The organism is Pontibacter russatus (assembly GCF_009931655.1).
Taxonomy (GTDB): Bacteria; Bacteroidota; Bacteroidia; order Cytophagales; family Hymenobacteraceae; genus Pontibacter; species Pontibacter russatus.
The window spans coordinates 4,881,339-4,898,779 of the sequence record NZ_CP047984.1 but is presented as its reverse complement, the minus strand read 5'-3'; the positions used below and the strand labels follow the sequence as shown (position 1 = coordinate 4,898,779).

21 protein-coding genes are annotated in these 17,441 nt (G+C 54.0%); 15 read left to right on the top strand and 6 right to left on the bottom strand.

What is annotated here, in order from left to right; all coding sequences use genetic code 11:
• The first annotated feature begins 57 nt into the window (after nucleotides 1–57).
• The 11 genes from GSQ62_RS20315 to lepB (GSQ62_RS20265) all read left to right on the top strand — a co-directional run bounded on the left by GSQ62_RS20315 (nucleotide 58) and on the right by lepB (GSQ62_RS20265) (nucleotide 9,109).
• Nucleotides 58–636, top strand: a complete 579-nt coding sequence (locus tag GSQ62_RS20315; protein WP_161891198.1) for a YsnF/AvaK domain-containing protein — start codon at nucleotides 58–60, stop codon at nucleotides 634–636.
• Between the two features lie 47 nt (nucleotides 637–683).
• Complete coding sequence (locus GSQ62_RS20310) at nucleotides 684–1,493, top strand: YsnF/AvaK domain-containing protein (protein WP_161891197.1); 810 nt, start codon at nucleotides 684–686, stop codon at nucleotides 1,491–1,493.
• Nucleotides 1,494–2,119: 626 nt separating this feature from the next.
• Complete coding sequence (locus tag GSQ62_RS20305; protein WP_161891196.1) at nucleotides 2,120–2,800, top strand: metal-dependent hydrolase; 681 nt, start codon at nucleotides 2,120–2,122, stop codon at nucleotides 2,798–2,800.
• Between the two features lie 8 nt (nucleotides 2,801–2,808).
• On the top strand, nucleotides 2,809–3,591 hold the full coding sequence (locus GSQ62_RS20300) for a ParA family protein (RefSeq protein ID WP_161891195.1): 783 nt from the start codon (nucleotides 2,809–2,811) through the stop codon (nucleotides 3,589–3,591).
• Nucleotides 3,592–3,604: 13 nt separating this feature from the next.
• The gene (locus GSQ62_RS20295) at nucleotides 3,605–4,519 is read left to right on the top strand and encodes a ParB/RepB/Spo0J family partition protein (protein WP_161891194.1); all 915 of its coding nucleotides are present in this window, start codon (nucleotides 3,605–3,607) and stop codon (nucleotides 4,517–4,519) included.
• An 8-nt stretch (nucleotides 4,520–4,527) separates the two neighbouring features.
• Entirely contained in the window at nucleotides 4,528–5,193 is a 666-nt protein-coding gene (locus GSQ62_RS20290; protein WP_161891193.1) for a DUF5683 domain-containing protein, read from the top strand.
• Complete coding sequence (gene dapB / locus GSQ62_RS20285; RefSeq protein ID WP_161891192.1) at nucleotides 5,190–5,906, top strand: 4-hydroxy-tetrahydrodipicolinate reductase; 717 nt, start codon at nucleotides 5,190–5,192, stop codon at nucleotides 5,904–5,906. The genes GSQ62_RS20290 and dapB overlap by 4 nt, the downstream gene beginning before the upstream one ends.
• A gap of 15 nt (nucleotides 5,907–5,921) precedes the next feature.
• Nucleotides 5,922–7,028, top strand: coding sequence for a signal peptidase I (gene lepB, locus GSQ62_RS20280; RefSeq protein WP_161891191.1), 1,107 nt, complete (start codon nucleotides 5,922–5,924; stop codon nucleotides 7,026–7,028).
• Nucleotides 7,029–7,243: 215 nt separating this feature from the next.
• Entirely contained in the window at nucleotides 7,244–7,447 is a 204-nt protein-coding gene (locus tag GSQ62_RS20275) for a hypothetical protein (RefSeq protein ID WP_161891190.1), read from the top strand.
• A 152-nt stretch (nucleotides 7,448–7,599) separates the two neighbouring features.
• A complete protein-coding gene (locus GSQ62_RS20270; protein ID WP_161891189.1) occupies nucleotides 7,600–7,881 on the top strand; it encodes a Sec-independent protein translocase subunit TatA/TatB in 282 nt (93 codons plus the stop codon).
• Between the two features lie 133 nt (nucleotides 7,882–8,014).
• Nucleotides 8,015–9,109 carry a signal peptidase I gene (gene lepB / locus GSQ62_RS20265; RefSeq protein WP_317164384.1) on the top strand — a complete coding sequence of 365 codons (1,095 nt, stop codon included), beginning with the start codon at nucleotides 8,015–8,017 and terminating at the stop codon, nucleotides 9,107–9,109.
• Between the two features lie 247 nt (nucleotides 9,110–9,356).
• On the opposite strand, the gene mtgA is transcribed toward lepB (GSQ62_RS20265), so the two are convergent.
• Complete coding sequence (gene mtgA, locus GSQ62_RS20260) at nucleotides 9,357–10,091, bottom strand: monofunctional biosynthetic peptidoglycan transglycosylase (protein ID WP_161891188.1); 735 nt, start codon at nucleotides 10,089–10,091, stop codon at nucleotides 9,357–9,359.
• Nucleotides 10,092–10,274: 183 nt separating this feature from the next.
• On the opposite strand from mtgA, the gene GSQ62_RS20255 reads away from it, so the two are divergent.
• Both GSQ62_RS20255 and GSQ62_RS20250 read left to right on the top strand, forming a co-directional pair.
• Nucleotides 10,275–10,910 carry an LON peptidase substrate-binding domain-containing protein gene (locus GSQ62_RS20255; protein ID WP_161891187.1) on the top strand — a complete coding sequence of 212 codons (636 nt, stop codon included), beginning with the start codon at nucleotides 10,275–10,277 and terminating at the stop codon, nucleotides 10,908–10,910.
• Nucleotides 10,911–11,023: 113 nt separating this feature from the next.
• Nucleotides 11,024–12,250, top strand: coding sequence for a metallophosphoesterase (locus tag GSQ62_RS20250; protein WP_161891186.1), 1,227 nt, complete (start codon nucleotides 11,024–11,026; stop codon nucleotides 12,248–12,250).
• Here the strand turns inward: GSQ62_RS20250 and GSQ62_RS20245 are convergent, their stop codons facing one another.
• On the bottom strand, nucleotides 12,251–13,162 hold the full coding sequence (locus GSQ62_RS20245; RefSeq protein ID WP_161891185.1) for a diacylglycerol/lipid kinase family protein: 912 nt from the start codon (nucleotides 13,160–13,162) through the stop codon (nucleotides 12,251–12,253).
• Between the two features lie 442 nt (nucleotides 13,163–13,604).
• Here GSQ62_RS20245 and GSQ62_RS20240 point away from each other — a divergent pair, with 442 nt between their 5' ends.
• Entirely contained in the window at nucleotides 13,605–13,796 is a 192-nt protein-coding gene (locus GSQ62_RS20240; protein WP_237586851.1) for a hypothetical protein, read from the top strand.
• An 82-nt stretch (nucleotides 13,797–13,878) separates the two neighbouring features.
• Here the strand turns inward: GSQ62_RS20240 and GSQ62_RS20235 are convergent, their stop codons facing one another.
• Nucleotides 13,879–14,703 (bottom strand): murein L,D-transpeptidase catalytic domain family protein, encoded by an 825-nt coding sequence (locus GSQ62_RS20235; RefSeq protein ID WP_161891183.1) that lies wholly within the window; start codon nucleotides 14,701–14,703, stop codon nucleotides 13,879–13,881.
• Nucleotides 14,704–14,976: 273 nt separating this feature from the next.
• Here GSQ62_RS20235 and GSQ62_RS20230 point away from each other — a divergent pair, with 273 nt between their 5' ends.
• The gene (locus tag GSQ62_RS20230) at nucleotides 14,977–15,360 is read left to right on the top strand and encodes a hypothetical protein (RefSeq protein WP_161891182.1); all 384 of its coding nucleotides are present in this window, start codon (nucleotides 14,977–14,979) and stop codon (nucleotides 15,358–15,360) included.
• A 76-nt stretch (nucleotides 15,361–15,436) separates the two neighbouring features.
• Here the strand turns inward: GSQ62_RS20230 and GSQ62_RS20225 are convergent, their stop codons facing one another.
• From GSQ62_RS20225 to GSQ62_RS20215, 3 genes are all read right to left on the bottom strand, one after another.
• On the bottom strand, nucleotides 15,437–15,835 hold the full coding sequence (locus GSQ62_RS20225) for a hypothetical protein (protein WP_161891181.1): 399 nt from the start codon (nucleotides 15,833–15,835) through the stop codon (nucleotides 15,437–15,439).
• Nucleotides 15,836–16,207: 372 nt separating this feature from the next.
• The gene (locus GSQ62_RS20220) at nucleotides 16,208–16,666 is read right to left on the bottom strand and encodes a DUF4199 domain-containing protein (RefSeq protein WP_161891180.1); all 459 of its coding nucleotides are present in this window, start codon (nucleotides 16,664–16,666) and stop codon (nucleotides 16,208–16,210) included.
• Nucleotides 16,667–16,717: 51 nt separating this feature from the next.
• Nucleotides 16,718–17,191 carry a DUF4199 domain-containing protein gene (locus GSQ62_RS20215; protein WP_161891179.1) on the bottom strand — a complete coding sequence of 158 codons (474 nt, stop codon included), beginning with the start codon at nucleotides 17,189–17,191 and terminating at the stop codon, nucleotides 16,718–16,720.
• Nucleotides 17,192–17,441 lie beyond the last annotated feature (250 nt).

Here is a 17,441-nt window from a genome sequence, read left to right as displayed (position 1 = left end):
TTAGCGCGGTCATGAACTCGGCAAAGCTATATTCTTATATGGCCATACTCGAATAATATGAAAAACAGGGAGGATAAAATACAATCTGAATTTGAGCAGAAGCTCAGAGAAAGCGAGCTTTCCGCAACACGCGAGGACAGCGCTGTGCGGGAGCCGGACGCAGACAGAAGGCTGGATTCCGCCAGAGAAAATGTGTATGACGACCGGGACAGTGCCGTCCGTGCTAACGCACGTTCCAATGAAGCTCAGCCAGATTATATCCCTGTGGTGGAAGAGCAGGTCAGGATTAACAAGAAGACCGTGGAGACTGGCCGCGTAAACATATATAAGGATGTACACGAGGAGGACGTGACAGTGGACGTGCCCACGGTGCATGAAGAAGTGAACGTGGAGCGCGTGCCCATAAATGAGTTCGTGGAATCTGCCCCGCCGTCTGTGCGCTACGAAGGCGATGTGATGATCATCCCCGTGCTGCACGAAGAGCTGGTGCTGGTGAAGCGACTGAAACTGGTAGAGGAACTGCACGTCACCAAACGGAAAATTGAGACGCATGAAGCGCAGCACGTGACTCTCCGCAAGGAAGAGGTGAACGTGAACCGGGTTGAGCCAGGCGGCGAAAACCCGGGACGGGCCTGAGAATCAGGCCTGAGACCCCACACAACCTAAATGAAAGGAAACAAACGATGAAAGGACAAACAGTAATAGGCATATTCGATTATGGCGTAGACGCCCAGATGGCGGCGCAGCAACTGATGAGCAAGGGCATTCCGGAAAGCAAGATTGACGTGGCCGTACGGGGCGCAACAGACAGGCACGGAAACCCCATCAACACTGCCACACCAAACACATCGGTTGGCAGCCATGACAAAGACAGTGGCTTCTTCGACTCGCTGTTCGACAGCCGGGATGAATCGAGCAAATATGCAGAGGTGGCACAGCACGGCTCTATCGTTGCCGTGCACACGCAGTCTGAAGACGAAGCCAGGCGTGCGGCTGAGCTGCTCGACAAGTATGGCGCCATAGACGTGGACGACCGTGCCGAGAAGTACAAATCAATGCCACACAACGAAAGAAACAAATGGATAAACTCCTCGATACCTGTGGTGCAGGAGGAGCTAAAAGTAGGAAAGCGTGAAGTAGAAACCGGCGGCGTGCGGGTAAGAAGCCGTATTGTGGAGAAGCCGGTGGAAGAGCACCTGCGCCTGCGCGAGGAGCATATACACGTGGAGCGGCAGCCAGCCAACAGGCCTGCCACCGAAAAAGACTTCGCCACATTCCAGAAATGGGAAACAGAAATAATAGAGCACGCCGAGGTGCCGCTCGTGAACAAAGAGGCCCGCGTGGTGGAGGAAGTTAAATTCGGTAAAGAGACTACTACCCGTGATGAAACGGTGCGGGAAACTGTCCGCAAAAAAGAAGTGGATGTGGACGACATCGACACCAACAGGGATAACCTGAACCGCACGAACCCACGCAACCCTGACAGAAGGTAATGTAAGGGAATTATAAGTTTAATTTATATACAGGGGCGGCAACTGACGATTCGGTTGCCGCTCATTTATTTTCAGATTCCTCTGAAATCGTATATCAATGCCGTAGCGTTACTAGCCGATCAACCATTAGGAGACGAATTCTTCCAAGTGTAAAAGCATGCATCGTTTTACAATTGATACTTAATCAAGGATTACTTAACCGTATGGCATGCAACCATATATAAACCTAAAATTTATATATAAGCTTGAACGGCTATGGACAAAAACCCCTTTGCATCCTCCTCCGCAGAAAAAGTTTTAGCTATATAATTGATAGTTGAGAGCTCAATTTATATATGGTTGATATATGGCACCTTTTCCCGCCGCTCCTATATCCTGAACGATACTTGCTGTTGCCTCTCGCCTTTCCCCGCCATAGCGAGTATTCGCGGCTGGCTATACCGAAAAGCTGTTCTAACCGTTCCACTGTTACAGCCTTCTGCCGGGGCAATTCAGTGTGACGGAATTGTGCATAAAAATATGACGCGCATCCCGGGCGCATCCTTCATGGTGGGTAAAAAAAATGTATCTTTGTGCAGGAATCCAAATTCCGACCTATCGAAATCAACTATTAAAATAGCATCCTGATGAATATTACGTACTATGGCCAGTCCTGCTTCCTGTTTGAGATCGGGCAACACCGCGTGCTGTTCGACCCCTTTATCACACCCAACGAACTTGCCTCCCATATAGACGTCAATGCCATCAAGGCCGATTATATCCTGCTGTCGCACGGCCACCAGGACCACGTACACGATGCGGAGCAAATCGCCAAAAACAATAACTCCATCCTCGTGGCCAACTTCGAGATCGCCAACTGGTTTTCCGGCAAGGGGGTTGAAAAGACGCACCCGATGAACACGGGCGGTAAAGTGACGCTTCCCTTCGGCACCGTTAAAATGGTGACTGCCATACACTCCAGCTCGCTGCCCGACGGCTCGTACGGCGGCACCGCGGCAGGGTTTGTGGTGGAGACAGAGCACACGACCTTCTACTTCGCCGGAGACACCGCCCTCACCTACGACATGAAGCTGATACCCGAGCAGTTCGATGTCGACTTCGCCCTGCTGCCCATCGGCGACAACTTCACCATGGATGTACACGATGCCATGCTGGCCGCAGATTTTGTGCAGGTAGACAAGGTCATCGGGATGCACTACGACACGTTTCCCTATATAAAAATAGACAGACAGGAGGTGCAGGAAGTGGCGCAGATGGCAGACAAGGACCTGATTTTGATGGAGATAGGTCAAACTATTAACCTGTAAACTTGACAATGGGAAAAATAATTGCGGTTGCCAATCAGAAAGGTGGCGTTGGGAAGACGACCACAGCCATAAACCTGGCGGCAAGTCTGGCGGCGCTTGAATATAAAACCTTGCTCGTGGACGCAGACCCGCAGGCAAACGCCACCTCCGGCCTGGGCTTCGACCCGGCCACCATCACCAGCAGCATCTATGAGTGCATGGTGGAGGACGTGAAGGCCGAGGAGATCATCCTGCAGTCGCCCAGCATCGCGTACCTCGACCTCATCCCGTCGCACATCGACCTGGTGGGGGCTGAGGTAGAGATGATTAACGTGCCTAACCGGGAAGAGAAGATGCGGGACGCCCTCAAAAGCCTGAAGCAAAACTACGACTTCATCATCATAGACTGCTCTCCCTCACTGGGTCTGATCACGGTAAACTCACTGACAGCCGCCGACTCTGTAGTGATCCCGGTGCAATGTGAGTACTTCGCGCTGGAGGGGCTGGGCAAGCTTCTGAACACCATCAAGATCATCCAGTCGCGCCTGAACACGGACCTGGCCATCGAAGGCATTCTGCTGACCATGTACGACGTGCGCCTGCGCCTGAGCAACCAGGTGGTGGAAGAGGTGAAGACACACTTCCAGCAGATGGTGTTCGACACCATCATACCGCGTAACGTGAAGCTGAGCGAGTCGCCGAGCTTTGGCATACCGGCCCTGCTGCACGACGCAGAGAGCAAGGGCGCCCTGAGTTATCTGAACCTGGCCCGCGAAATAGCAGAGAAAAACAGTGTAGCGCTGGCGAAATAACTTTAACGATTACATGTCTGACAACAAAAATTCAGCAGCGAAGCGCAAAGGCGGCCTCGGCAGGGGCCTTGGCTCTCTTCTGGAGGGTAACAAGTATACCGGCAAAACCGAATCTTCCACCACTAACGAAGTCAACACCATCGCAGACATAGCCATTGACCAAATCCAGACGAACCCGTACCAGCCCCGCACGCACTTCGACCAGGCGGCGCTGGAAGAACTGGCGGAGTCCATCAAGGTACAGGGCATCATACAACCCATCACGGTTCGACAGCTCGACCAGGACACGTACCAGTTGATTGCGGGCGAGCGGCGGTACCAGGCCTCCAAAATTGCGGGCCTGAAGGTGATACCAGCCTATATCCGCAAAGCCGACGACCAGCAGATGCTGGAGATGGCCCTGATCGAGAACATCCAGCGGGAGAACCTGAACGCCATTGAGATCGCTCTCTCCTACCAGCGCCTGCTCTCGGAGTGCAGCCTGAAGCAGGAGGAGCTCGGCGAGCGCGTTGGTAAGAAGCGGACAACAGTGACCAACTACCTGCGCCTGCTCAAGCTGCCGCCCGACATCCAGATAGCCCTCCGCGACAACATCATCAGCATGGGGCATGCCCGCGCCCTCATCAACATCGATACAGTAGAGAAGCAGCTGGACGTGTTTAAGGAGGTGGTGGCAAAGGAGTTATCGGTGCGCAAGGTGGAGGAACTGGTGCGCAACCTGCAGAACGCCAACAAAAAGCCGGACCCGCAGCAGAAACTGAGCTTTAGCAAATACGAGGAAGAACTGAAGACCGTGGAGACGAAACTCTCCTCGCAGTTCGGCACCAAAATCCAGGTGAAGGCGAACAACGACGGCAAGGGCGAAATCAAAATCCCCTTCGTGACAGTGGACGAGCTCAACCGGATTCTGGAGATTTTAAATTACTGAAGAGGCACATGAGGCTGAACGCTGGCTTTGCGGCACTACTGGCAGGCATCCTTCTTTACCTTGGCCCCGCTCTTGCGCAGGGCCAGGTGATCACCGAAGGCCCTGACTCGGTGCGTGTGGTGATACCGGATTCCCTACAGGCGGAGAAAGGCTTCTTTCTGTTCCATCTGAAGGATCTGGACCGGCCGGAGAAGGCGGCGCTCTGGTCTGCCGTTATTCCGGGGGGAGGCCAGTTTTACAACAAAGCATACTGGAAAATCCCTATTGTATATGCCGGCGTCGGTGTGCTGGGCTACTTCCTCGTCGACAACAACACCAAATACCAGAGCTTCCGGAGCGCGCTGCTGCTGCGCGCCGACAACGACCCGGCTACCGTGGACAAGTATGCCAACAACCCGGATTTTCCCTCGTTGAATGTTTCTAACGGCAAATCGGCCGAGCAATATATAAAATACCGCCGCGACTACTACCGCCGCAACCGCGACCTGACCATACTGCTGTGCATTGGCTATTACGGCCTGCAGATTGCCGAAGCCTACGTACACGCGCACTTGAAAGAGTTTGATGTGAGCGATGACCTGAGCCTGCGCATCCGGCCCGGTTTGGTGCCTGTAGCCACCCCTTATGCTGTTGCTCCCGCACTTACCTTTACCTTATATACACCATCCAGATGAGAATTTTACTGATAGGCTACGGCAAGATGGGCAGAACCATCGAGCAGACCGCCCTGGCGAAGGGCCACGAGATTATCGGCAAAGTGGCCCACGACAATGCCCACGAACTGAAGGACTTTACAGGGGCCAACACCGACGTTGCCATCGAATTCACGCACCCAGAGTCGGCCTTCGGCAACGTGAGTTACTGCCTGGTGCATGGCATACCGGTGGTTTCCGGCTCCACCGGGTGGCTGGACAGGCTGGAGGAAGCCGTGGCGCTTTGCCTGAAGAAGCAAGGCGCTTTCTTCTACGCCTCCAACTACAGCGTGGGCGTCAACCTTTTCTTTCATTTTAATGAGTACATTGCCAGCAAAATGAAGGACTACCCGGAATACAGTGTTTCCGTGCGGGAAGTACACCACCTCCAGAAAGTAGACAAGCCCAGCGGCACCGGCATTACCGCAGCCGAGGGCATCCTGGCCAGTTACCCGAACTTAAAGGGCTGGGTGAGTGACAATCCGGAGGAAAAAAGTAAATTAAACATCATTTCGGAGCGTGCGCCCGATGTAGTAGGCACGCATGTTGTAACCTACAGCTCTGAAATTGACCAGATTGAGCTCGGCCACGTGGCCCACAGCCGCGCTGGTTTTGCCGAAGGTGCCGTGATGGCAGCGGAGTGGCTGATTGGCCGCCAAGGCATATATGGCATGAAAGACATGCTGAACCTGTAACCATACCTATTGCAGATGAACGTAAAATTTTGGGAGAAAGCGCCTCAAACGAAAGCCCCAAAGAAAAAGAAAAGCTTTGCCCGCGAGTGGGGCGACGCCATCCTGTTTGCCGTCGTGGCCGCCAGCCTCATCCGCTGGGCCACCTTTGAGGCGTATACCATCCCGACGCCCTCCATGGAGAAGTCGCTGCTGGTGGGCGATTTCCTGTTTGTGAGCAAGCTGCACTACGGCCCCCGCACGCCTATGACGCCCCTGCAGGTGCCGCTCACGCACCAGACCATCTGGGGCACCGACATCCCCTCCTACTCCGACGCTATCCAGCTCAAGCCCCACCGCCTGCCCGGCTTCTCTGAGGTCAAGCACAACGACGTGGTGGTGTTCAACTACCCGCCCGAGGAGCAGCACCCCGCCGACCTGCGCACCAACTACATCAAGCGGGCCATCGGCCTTCCCGGCGACTCGCTTTCCGTGCGCGACATGCAGGTATATATAAACGGCAAGGCCGTCGAGAACCCGGAGAAACTGCAGTACAAGTACCTGCTGGTGCCAAACACGCAGCTCTCGGAGAAGTTCTTCCAGGACCGCGACATCAACCTGCGCGACGTGATTCCCTATGAAAACGGCTATGTGGTGGACGCTTCCCCGGAACTGGCCAGCGAAATCGGCAAGCTGGATTTCATCAAAGAGGTTGTCCTGCTGAAAGACCTGCCCGGCAAGGCTGACCCGGAGGTTTTCCCGCATGTGCCCAGCGTGTACGAGTGGAACAAGGACAACTACGGCCCGATTTATATCCCGCAGGAAGGCGCCACCGTGGCCATCACCCCGCAGACGCTGCCTTTCTACGAGAAAGTCATCCTGGAGTACGAGCATAACGAAAACGCGGAGGTGCGGGACGGCAGGCTATATATAGACGGACAGGAAGCGAATGCGTACACCTTCAAGCAGGACTACTACTTCATGATGGGTGACAACCGCCACAACTCCCTCGACTCCCGCTACTGGGGCTACGTGCCCGCCGACCACATCGTGGGCAAGGCCGTCATGATCTGGATGTCCACCGACCCGGAAGGCAGCTTCTTCGACAGAATAAGATGGAACAGAATATTTAAAACCATCGAGTAAAGACAGCTTCCCATATACCAGAAGAGCCGGGCCTGTACAGGCCCGGCTCTTCTGGTATATGGTTAAACCGGCAAAGGCCTCCTGCATTCCTTTGCACCATATATGCCTTCGGCTGCATGATTTATATATAGCAGATTGATATTACAGGTTATCTATAGAACTTATAGAGGCGGCCCCTGACAAGTGTTAGCATCAGTAAGCGCCGGTGAAAGCCCATGGCAAGAGCCGAATTTGTTCGCTTTTCTTCTGTTGGCCTAAGTCCTGCTATCATTTTTTCTGAAGCGCGAGGCAGTGGCAATGAAACTTATTATGCGCTCAATCTATTATATAGACACTGTTGCACGATTTCTTGTGGATTTATCCTTCAATTGAACATAGCGGAAGGTGTAGCCGCAAAAAAGGAAGCGATAGTAATTTAAGGATATTCAGCTTTAAGAACAGGTGCTTAGTTTGCTACTGAAGGCATAAAATTGTAGCTTACCCCATTTACCGGGCTTTGCTGCCGCAATCCGATAACCGGCGGCGCTCGTTTATACAGTGTAAACCTTTAAACTCATTTAATATTTCGACTATGGAATTTAACAGCACATTACTTTTTTTAGGAGGCCTCGGAGGCACGGAAATCCTTCTGATACTTTTCGTGATCCTGCTCCTTTTTGGCGCGAAACGCATACCGGAACTTGCTAAGGGCCTGGGCCGCGGCATACGTGAGTTTAAGGATGCCACCACTGAGATAAAAAACGATATACAGAATCACGACCGCGACGAGAAGAAGGCAGCCAATGATGTTCGGACGACCGATGTTCCTGTAACTGATACAAGAGCAGAGAAAGAGAAGGTTACTACTCTTTAAAAAATCTGCCGCCAATTTCTTCTTAAGAGTGTAAGGGCGCGGCAAAAACAAATCACCAGTCGCATATACTTTTCGGGCATAGCAGCAGTTATATAGACATATTTTATATATAACTGCTGCTATGTCTTTGCTTATGAGATGGTGGAACAAGAAACGGCCGGAGCAAAGGCCGAAGGAAAAAAAGAGCCCCGCCCGCGAGTGGGCTGATGCCGTGATGTTCGCGGTGGTGTTTGCCAGCCTCATCCGCTGGGCCACCTTTGAGGCGTACGCCATCCCGACGCCCTCCATGGAGAAGTCGCTGCTGGTGGGCGATTTCCTGTTTGTGAGCAAGCTGCACTACGGCCCCCGCACGCCCATGACGCCCCTGCAGGTGCCGCTCACGCACCAGACCATCTGGGGCACCGGCATCCCCTCCTACTCCGACGCTATCCAGCTGAATCCCTACCGCCTGCCCGGTTTCTCCGAAGTCAAAAAGAACGATGCGGTCGTCTTCAATTTCCCAGCCGAAAAGGGACACCCCCTCGACCTTAAAACCTACTATATAAAACGCTGCATCGGCGTTGCCGGAGACTCCGTGGCTATCCGGCAGGGGCAGGTATATATAAACGGCCGCGCCGCCACTAAACCCGATGGCCTGCAGTTCAGTTACCTGCTGAAGACAGACCGGGTACTGAACGAAAGCTTTTTCTCAGACCGCGACATCACCGACAGTTACCGCACTCCTGAAGGTTACATCGTCCACATATGCCCGGAGAAGGCCCAGCAATTGGCTGGTCTGGATTTCATCAGGGAGGTGAAGCGGCAGCTGGCCGCACCGCAGGAGGCAGAAGCTGGCATTTTTCCCCAGGCACCCGATTTATATAAATGGAACAAGGACAACTACGGCCCGATTTATATCCCGCAGGAAGGCGCCACCGTGGCCATCACCCCGCAGACGCTGCCTTTCTACGAGAAAGTCATCCTGGAGTACGAGCATAACGAAAACGCGGAGGTGCGGGACGGCAAGCTATATATAGACGGACAGGAAGCGAATGCGTACACCTTCAAGCAGGACTACTACTTCATGATGGGCGACAACCGCCACAACTCCCTCGACTCCCGCTACTGGGGCTACGTGCCTGCCGACCACATCGTGGGCAAGGCCGTCATGATCTGGATGTCGTTGGACCCGAACGGGAAGCTCCTGGACAGGGTGCGTTGGGACCGCGTCTTCAGCAGCATCGACTGACACTGCCTGTCGCTTTAGCCATATACCGGAGCAGCAACTACTGGAAATGCTCTTTCAGCTTTCTCAATGTATAAGCTAGCTGTAGGGGATTTCCTAATCCCCGCCTAGCTTTATATATGCCACCTATTATATATGCAGATTAGGAATTCCGCTCCAGGTAAAGTTCCGGATGAAGAAATCCGCAACAGCTTTACTGTAACAGAAGCCTGCGGTTGCTGCTTTTGCGTACAGGCACTGTAATGACTGATTATTTATCTTCCTTCTCCGGAAGCAAATCTTCTATATAAGTCGCCCCACCCAGTTTGCCCATGGCGCGGGCAATGCGGGTGCGCCGCCTGAGCACATAGGCCGAAGGGTGCTGGGCGGAGTATTTTATAGGATTGGGCAGCACCGCCGCCAGCAGCGCCGACTGTTGGCGGCCCACCTCTTTGGCGGATCTGTTGAAATACTTCTGACTGGCGGCCTCCACCCCGAACACACCGTCCCCCATTTCGGCAATGTTCAGGTATACCTCCAGGATGCGCTCCTTTCCCCACAGCAACTCAATCAGCATGGTGAAGTAAGCCTCTACGGCCTTCCGGAAATAGCTGCGGCCGTGCCACAGGAACACGTTTTTGGCCACCTGCTGGCTGATGGTGCTGCCGCCCCGGATGTTGCCGCCCTTGCGGTTGCGCTGAAAAGCGTCCAGAATCGCGTCCACGTCGAAGCCGTTGTGGTCCGGGAAGCGCTGGTCTTCGGAGGCGACCACCGCCAGCGGCAACTGGTCCGACATTTCTTCCAGAGGCACAAACTGGTAGCGTATCTGCGGCGCGTCTTTGCCTGCGGCACCGGCCTCGGCGCGGCGCTTCAGCATGTGCAGCGTGGCAGGCGGCGCCACCCAGCGGTACAACAGCACCCACACCAGGCTTAGCAGGAAAAGGCTCAGCGCCAGCTTCACAAAAAGCAGCTTCAACACCCGCAGCCCCAAACCCTTTTTACCCATTCCTGTACAATTATTCTGAGGCAGCAAAGGTAGCGAGTTCTCAAGATTTCGCAAGCCGGCGCCGCCTTTCAAAGCCCCGTCACGCTAACACTCATGTCCGATGTGCGTAAGCCTTGGTATCAGAGATAACTTTCAGGGCACAAAAAGCAGGCTTTGCTGTTAGCTCATAAGATAACATTGTATATGGCAAGATATCTTCCTCTTTTTCCGCTGGGTATTGTGGTGTTTCCGGGTGAGAAGCTGAACCTGCACGTGTTTGAGCCGCGCTACAAGCAGTTGGTGCTCGAGTGCGTGGCGGAGGAGAAAACCTTCGGCATCCCCACTTATATACAGGGTGGGGTGGGCGCATACGGCACCGAGATGAAGCTACTGAACATCGAGAAAAAATACGCTAACGGCGAAATGGACATCCGCACGAAGGGCCTGAAGGTGTTTAAAATCCTGCATCTTGACAAGATGGCGCCCGGCAGGCTGTATGCAGGGGGCGAGGTGGAGGATGTGGCGTATACCGAAGACGAGGACATCCTCACAAAGCAGAAGATAACGGAATACCTGAGGATCCTGTACGAGTCGCTCGGCATCAGCAAGCTGTTCCAGGAGCTGCCCGATAATTTCAGGAGCTTTGATATAGGCCACCACCTCGGCCTGACGCTGGAGCAGGAGTATGCCCTGCTGCAACTGCAACGCGAGGCGGAGCGGCAGGAGGCTATTCTGCAGCACCTGCAGCACATCATGCCGGTTGTGCAGGAAACCGAGCGCCTCAAAGACAGGGTGCGCCTGAACGGGCACTTCAAGAACCTGCTGCCCCCGGACTTTTAGTGCAGGCCATATATAGCGGTGCCGAAAAAATTATGTTTGTGTTGCTATATAGCTTCAATCCCTGCCCTGAAAATCTGTTGCCCTTGTTCCTGCTGTGACACCTGAATTTATATATGCTGCCATACTTTCTCATCATTGTACCCACGCTGCTGTTCGCCTTTCTGGCGTTCAGCTACTGGCAGGAGCGCAAATACCGCCGCAAGCCCTTCTTTAAACTGGCCGATGTGGGTTGGCAGCGCAATACTCCGCCGAAGGGTGCGGAACTGGTACACTCGGTGGCGATGCTGGGCGACGTAGGGGCTGTCGCCACCGACGGCAGCGACCCGGTGCTGCAGCTTTTCGGGAAGTGGCAGCTTGCTGTAGGCAAAGCAGGCACCGCCGTTTTCCTCGGCGACAACCTCTACCCCATCGGGCTGCCTCCGGAGGGGCACCGGCTGCGGCAGCCCGCCGAGGCCCGCCTCGACCTGTTGCTGGGCCATATCCAAAACTACCCCGGCAAAGGCATTTTCCTGAGCGGCAACCACGACTGGCTGAAGGGCAGCAAGGGCGGCTACGAACAAATGCTGCGTCAGGAGCGCTATGTGCTGGCCCACCTGCAGGACGAGGAAAGCTACCAGCCACGCAACGGCTGCCCCGGCCCCGTGAGCCTGCAACTGGCCGAGGGGCTGCTGCTGGTCATCATCAACACGCAGTGGTTTGTGCAGCGCGGCGAGAAGCCCCTGGGCAGTAAACAAGGCTGCCCCTACAACGACATTGAGGAGTTTTTTATAGCTTTCAACAACCTGCTGCGGCGCAACAGGCACCAGCGGGTAATTGTGGCGGCGCACCATCCGCTCTACAGCAACGCCCTGCACGGCGGCAAGTTTACGATGAAGCAGCACATCTTCCCGCTTACGGCCGCGCACAGGCGCATCTATATCCCCCTGCCCATCTTCGGCTCCCTCTACCCTTTCTACCGCAAGCTGTTCGGTGCCTACGAAGACATGTCGCACCGCAAGTACAAGAAAATGCGCAAGCGCCTGCTGCGCATCATGCACCGATACAGCAACATCATCTATGTGGCGGGGCACGACCACAACCTGCAACACTTCGAGGTGCAGCAGAATCATTTTATCGTGAGCGGCTCGGGCAGCAAAACTGCCTTCGTGAAAAAAGGCGGCAGTGCTACCTTTACGCTGGAGGAGCTGGGCTTTGTGGTGCTCAATTACTACAGCAACGGAGAGGTGTGGATGGAGGTGCTTGCTGCGGCCGAGCCGAACGAGGAGATGGTGGTATTCCGGAAGAAGCTGGACAGCGTGCTGGCGCCTGCCCCCACCCCGGAACGACCGGCACAGGCCTGACTACAGCTCTTTCTCATTCTGAGAGACAGGCAGAATCACTTTCAGGCTCCTGGGGTGCATTTCCACTTTCACCTCAGCCCCTAAATCTATCGGCTCCCCATCTATGTGCATCACCTCACCCTCCAGGTTGTAGATGGTGGCCGACTTGCAGCTCAGGCGGCGGCTGTAAACGGAGGTGTCGATGCTGTCGGTATACAGCTTGTACAGAATGCCGATGCCGGCTGCCTTTGGGAAAGGCTCTATCAGGCATATTTCGAAACGGCCGTCGTTCAGGATGCCGTTCGGGTTGATATTGGCGTTGGAGCCGAAAGCGTTTGCGTTGGCGATGGTCACCATAAAGGCCGGCCCCTCGAATACCTCCTTGTCTGTCACGATGCGGTAGTTCTTTGGCTCGTAGGCAAGGTACTCCTGCATCGCAATCCAGGCGTAGGAGCCGGGGCCGCGGGTATCGCCCGAGCAGAACCTCTCGACCACCAGCGCATTGAAACCCAGGTCGCTGAGGTGGATGGAGGGATGCCCGTTCAGGGTGATGGTGTCGATGTTGCGCACCACATGCTGGTGTACTAGTTCCAGCGCCTCCTCCGTGTCCTGCGGTATCAGCAGGTCTTTCGACAGGCCATTGCCGGAGCCGAGCGGGATAATGCCCAGCGGCGTATTGGTGTGGATGAGCAGGGAGGCCACCAGGCTCACGGTGCCGTCGCCTCCCACCGCGTACACGCTGTCATACCCTTTGTCCTGTAGCTTCTGCCGGATAACTTCCTTATCGTTTGCGCCGGTGGTGCGGTATATCTCGCAGGCAATGCCGTGCGCCGCGCACTCCGCCCTGATTTCATCTTCCAGTTCTTCCTTTTCGATGTCTCCGGCAATAGGGTTTATAACGAACAGCAGGCTGCTGTGTTTTTCTTCTTCCATAGGGGTGCTAGTTATCGCTTTGGTCACTGCTTCTTGATACGAGGAAAAAAATATTAAGTAGCCCCCAAACCCAAAGCCGCTCACAGCTGCTGCCTTCGCGGCATCAGCCCGGAGCAGGAAAGATTTATATAATCATCAGGCCGCTACTGACTTTATATATGGGCAAGACATTTAGGCAAAGCTTTAAATGTGCCCGGGCGTGGGCAGTGCCTAAGGTTCGCGATGAAGTCTGGCTAACAAGTGAACGGCTGGGCTTGCTTCGTAGTTGCGGGGATCTGCCGGACATTTTCCTGCCCGTTCCACACTGCAGCAGGGGCACGGGAAGCTGTGTTAGCGGAGCCGCTCCTGCCACTTGCGACCCTTTTCAAGACATCATCGTAATAAGGGTATATATAGGCTGCCAGTGGCGCAGCGTATTGAAACTAACATAAAAACTATGAATATGAAGCGAACATTCGGTGCTTTGCTGACCATTTTAGGTGTTATCGGCATCATCTGGGGAGCTTATGCCTTCCTGATGGGCGGCGACGGTGTGCTGGTGGGCAAGTTTTCCTCAGCCGTGCCTTTCGTAGTGGGGCTGATATTTTTCTTTGCCGGTATCAACCTCGTGAAGACGACCAAAGACACCGTGTAAGTATAACTAAATCTATAAACAGGAGAGCCCTGCAGCGTTTGCTGCAGGGCTCTCCTGTTTATAGATGCTTTTTTTGTGTAACTCAGTTAGAGGCAAGCGTGGTCTCAGGCAGCGCCTCCAGGGCGAAGGCCTCAACCGCAGGTGCCGGGTTCAGGTATGCGGAGGCGTAGTTGCTGTCGTTGCCGTGAATGTACAGCACTGTTTTATCCTTAATGGCCATAATAATTTCCTTCGACATTTCCTCTGGAACGGCAGGGCAGCCAAGGCTTCGGCCGAGTCGGCCATATTGCTTCACAAAAGCGGCTGTGGCGTAATCAGCGCCGTGCATCACGATGGCGCGAGCCATGGCGTTGGAGTTATACTTGCCATCCACGCCGCTCAGGCGCAGCGACAACCCGTGCTTCCCGAAATAAGTGGCGTCGGTCAGATAAAAACCGAGGCTGCTCATATAGGAGTTAGGCCTGTTGGAGAACTTCAGGGCTTTGTCCTCTCCGGTGTTGCGGCCATGCGCCACCAGCGTGTTGAACAACACTTTCTTTGATTCCAGGTCGATGGTCCAGAGGCGCTTCTCGCGGCTGGATTTGGTGAAGTCTATCACCGTCAGGATGGACCTGGCTGGTGAAGTGTTTCCCTGCCGCTTCATGTTCTGGAAACCCACGCACCCTTTCTTAAACACCTCGAAAGAAAGTCCCTTGCTCTTCAGCCCGGCCTCGTTGTATATGTCCAGCAGGTAATCGCTGAAGGCTGCCTGCTTCTCGGCGAAGGTAAGCATGGCTGCGTCTCCGGTTGCCAGGGCTGTCGCTGCCTCTATCGCGGGAGCGGGAGCGTGTGGTGCCACGCCGGGCGAAACAGGCGAAGTGAAAGATAAAAGGCCGAGGGCAAGGGACGTCAGTGTAACTTTTAACATAGTTTTATCTGGCTTCAAGTTGTTATTTCGTCTTAGCAACAGGCGCAGCAGTGAAAATTGTTCCGGCTGTTCCGGCCATTGGTGCCTTTTCCTATTGCTAACGCTCTCAAATTAACCGGTATTGTACATAAAATTAAAGTATACAGCAAAAGAAACACATTTTTTAATCCTGCGGATTTAAGGCGCCGGGCGGCACAACAAAACACATTTCTCGCGGTTTGGCTTGTGTGGCAAGCTTACATGCTGCACCTTTGGCTTATATATAGCAACTGTATGTTGAAGCGCGTTTTATACACCTCTTTGCTGGCGGCCGGGCTGCTCGGCGCCTGCGGCGTGCCGGAGGGCATGGAGAATTTTGACAGCGAGACCTGGAAAGCAGACACCTATGCCTGCACGGGCAAGCGCACGAAGCTGGTAGCCGATTTCGAAAAGATACGGAAGGAACTCTACGGCCAGAAGGAATACGTGCTGCGCAACGTACTGGGCAGGCCCGACAGCGAGGAACTGCTCGAACGCAACCGGCGCATCTACTATTACTATATAGAGCCCGGCTCCCAATGCACCGATAAATCAGCCCTGTCGGAGGCCAACCGCGTGGAAGTGCGCATAGGCGCCACAGGCAAGATTACGGAGGTGAACTATCATCACCCCCTGTAATGCCAGAAAGCACCGGAACCCGTGTATGGCGGGCTCCGGTGCTTTCTGAGTCTCTCTTCTGCAAATATTCCTAACGCTATTTTTCTTCGTTTTCAGACACAAACTGCGTGTTAAAGCGTCCCTCCAGCTCGAGGTAGCGGCGCATCTGCTGCTCGTCGAGCACCTGCTTCAGCGTTTGGTCTGTTTCGATGGCGATGCTCCTGAAAGTTTTGGAGCGCTGCACCTCGTTCTGCGCATACAGCTGTTCGGCTTCCAGCATCTTCTGGTAGCGGGCCTCGTTCAGGCGCTCCACCTGGCTATACTGCTCTGGGTCCAGCTGCAGCACCTGCTTCATCTCCAGGTTGGCCATGGCGGGCCCCTCTATGTCTATGGCCAGCAGCACTTCATCGAGGCCGTCATCGGTTAAGCCCATGTGCTGCGCATATCCCGCCGTGCTTAGCAGGAGCGTTATCAGTAGGAGTAAATTCTTTTTCATATGCTAAGGGTTCATCCGCCTCAACTGCAAGGCTTCTTCTGGCTAATTAACGTATTCCGGGCGGGCAGGTTAGCCAATACGGCATAATTTATTTAATTATCTATATATTAATTTTAACTTATTCCGTCAACGCCTCTCAGCGCTCCGGCTATGGCACATAGAGGGATGTTTAGCCATATATACCCAACACTCGCCATATATCTTCAGGCATTAGTTTATATAAACAGGGGCAATGGCAAAGAAGCATGTGCTGGAGATATCAGGATACAAAATTTTCAGTAATGATTTAGCTCATTACCAATGCATCAAACGAGGCCGTTCTTCAGTGGATAGCGCAGATTATCTCTGTACGTGTACTTATACCAGCTGGCATCAGGGGCTGTTCGGGACTTTATAGTCCCTACGCTTGAAATACTGCATGGCGATGAAGGAGATCATGAAACCCGAGATAATGCCCTCCAGCAGGAGCACCGAGAAGATAACTAGGCCGGGCGTAGTTGCCACCCTATCGCCGAAGTAATGCCTGGTCGAGAGCATTTCCAGCAACTCCCCTCCCGCTATTTTGATATAGGCCACCATGAATGCCCCGAAGAGGACCGTGCCTGTCACAGCCGTAATCATCCCGGTGCCAATCCCCTTGAAGTAGCCGATGTTGCCCCCCGACACAGTTTTATAGGCTCTGATGGCAAGCACCACCCCCACCGCCATGATAAGGCCGTTCAGAAACCGAAGCTCCACGATATGAACCAGCCCGATTGCCTTCATCAGCAGGAAATACGCCACAAGCCCGGCGGCAGTCAGCAGACCATATTTTAAGCCAATCTTTTCCATCGCTTAGTTGATTATTGGTAACTACGCCTCCTGATGCAGGAAAAGACTACCTTATCTCCGCCCAGGCATGGTACTGTGATCTTCCCGTTTAAACCACTGCATGGCGATAAACCCGATCAGGAGACCCGGTACCGTGCCATACAGGATGGTGATGACAAACAGCGAAAGCTTTGTCAGGCTTTCCGGGAAGAGGGCGCTCGCCTGCAGGTTCTCGATGTAGCCCGTCCGGAAGAGGCTCAGGAAAATCATGAGGAAGAGGGCCAGTATGGCGGACGACACCACGCCGACCGTGGCCCCGATGCCGAGCCCCTGCAGGTAGTGCAGCGTGCCCCCTCTGATGCGCTTGAACCTGGAGATGGCGACGGTTATACCGACAACCAGGAACAAGCCGCTGATAAAAGAGAGCTCGATCACATCGAGCAGTCCAAATATCCACATCAGCACAAAGTATATAATGTGCGCCACTCCTACCAAGATACCATATTTAATCGCTACGCTTTGGTAAGCAACGTTAGTAGATGCCATGTTTTATCCGTTTAGTTTTCTCAATAATTAAACAAAGGAACAGAATTGCCCTGCAATTGGTTAAAGAAAGGCAGCACGACAGCGTTGGCGGCCTTTCTGCGAGAGCCGGTTGTATATTATCAAAATTATATACTAAAGAAACCTGCGCGGCGTTGTGCTTTCCCGGATGTTTTTTGCCCCGGGCACGGCAATATCCTGAATTAGAAAGGGATGCAGGCGGTCTGCAAGGATGCACGCACAACGCCAGACA